The organism is Rhodoferax sp. LS1R11 (genome assembly GCF_056521395.1).
Genome location: NZ_JBWMAW010000042.1, coordinates 1 through 1385, shown reverse-complemented (window position 1 = coordinate 1385; position 1385 = coordinate 1). Strand labels below are relative to the sequence as shown.

Sequence of the window (1385 nt, the reverse complement as noted above, 5' to 3'; positions counted from 1 at the left end):
GTAAGCACGCGGTGAACTCGCCTTGAACTGACTTCTCACATATCGCAAGATCGTGTGCACGTAACCAATCGTGCACACCATGCTCAAAGAATTAAACATTGCGACCTATTCGACTCATCGCACACACCGAACCTACACGCGCGAGTTCAAAGCCGAACTGGTGGCCGCCTGCCAACAGCCAGGAATTTCCATTGCAGGATTGGCCAGTAGCCATGCAATGAACGCCAACGTGCTGCACCGCTGGCTCAAGGAACATGAGCGTAGCGGCTGTCACCAGCTTATCGGACCGGCTCCACCTGGTGCCCCGGTCGCAACTTCACCCGCCCCGGCGTTCATCCCCTTGAAGCTGCCCACCGTGATACGTGAGTCCAGGCTCCCCGAGGTCAAGGTAGAGCTTCGCAAGGGCACGCTGTCGATGATCGTCACATGGCCCGTTAGCGCAGCTGCCGAGTTTGCGCAATGGGCCACGGCGATTCTCAAATGATCCGCATCGATGCGGTGTGGCTGGCTGTGACGCCCATGGACATGCGCGCCGGAACCGACACCGCATTGGCTCGGGTCGTATCCGTCTTCGGCGCAGCCCATCCCCACACGGTCTACGTGTTTGCCAATAAGCGGGGCAACCGCATCAAGGTGCTGGTGCACGACGGCATTGGCATCTGGTTGGCCGCGCGCCGACTGCACCAAGGCAGGTTCGTCTGGCCCCGTCCGGGTGGCACGGTGCAGCAGCACATCAGTCGTGACCAACTCGACGCCTTGGTCATGGGCTTGCCTTGGGCGCGCATCGGTGACGCCGGGGTGATCACGGTCGTGTGAATCGAGGCATTGCGGGTGACAGGCATCAATTAGGGGATGTGCCAATAGTCTGGGCCAGCTAGGTTTGGCACACTCTGTCCCATGGTCGTTGCCGCTGAGACGCTCTCCCATCTGAACGCAGAAGAACTGCGTGAGATGGTGCAGTCCCTGCGCCAGACGGTCACCTTCAAACAGGCCACCATTGACAAGCTCACGCATGAGAACGCCATCCTCAAGCGCCTGAAGTTCGCCGCCCAATCCGAGCGCTTCAGCGCCGAGCAAAGAAGCCTGCTGGATGAAACACTGGATGAGGATCTGCAGGCCGTCAACGACGAGATCGCGCAGTTCACTGCTAATGATGCGCCACCACCGCGGGCGAAGGAACAAGCCAAACGCCAGCCGCTGCCAGCGAATCTGCCCCGAATTGAAATCCGCCACGAACCCGATTCCACCACCTGCGTGTGCGGCTGCCAGATGAAACGCATCGGCGAGGACGTGGCCGAGAAGCTGGATTACGTCCCTGGCGTCTTCAGCGTGGAGCGCCACATCCGTGGCAAATGGGCGTGCGCCCAGTGCGAAACCCTGATCCA

3 protein-coding genes are annotated in these 1385 nt (G+C 60.3%); all 3 read left to right on the top strand.

All coding sequences use genetic code 11. The features are described 5' to 3' along the window. The first annotated feature begins 79 nt into the window (after positions 1 to 79). Positions 80 to 484, top strand: coding sequence for a transposase (locus tag AC097N_RS21210; RefSeq protein ID WP_479584051.1), 405 nt, complete (start codon positions 80 to 82; stop codon positions 482 to 484). Continuing rightward, positions 481 to 816: an IS66 family insertion sequence element accessory protein TnpB gene (tnpB, locus tag AC097N_RS21205; RefSeq protein ID WP_479584050.1), complete on the top strand. Its 336-nt coding sequence runs from the start codon at positions 481 to 483 to the stop codon at positions 814 to 816. The genes AC097N_RS21210 and tnpB overlap by 4 nt, the downstream gene beginning before the upstream one ends. A gap of 135 nt (positions 817 to 951) precedes the next feature. Continuing rightward, positions 952 to 1385 (top strand): IS66 family transposase zinc-finger binding domain-containing protein (locus tag AC097N_RS21200; RefSeq protein WP_479584052.1); only part of this gene is annotated, 434 nt, incomplete at its 3' end.

What these genes read in the sequence shown, in the direction of transcription:
- AC097N_RS21210 (WP_479584051.1), top strand. Translation starts at nt 80, where the DNA reads ATGCTCAAAGAATTAAACATTGCGACCTATTCGACTCATCGCACACAC.
- tnpB (WP_479584050.1), top strand. Translation starts at nt 481, where the DNA reads ATGATCCGCATCGATGCGGTGTGGCTGGCTGTGACGCCCATGGACATG.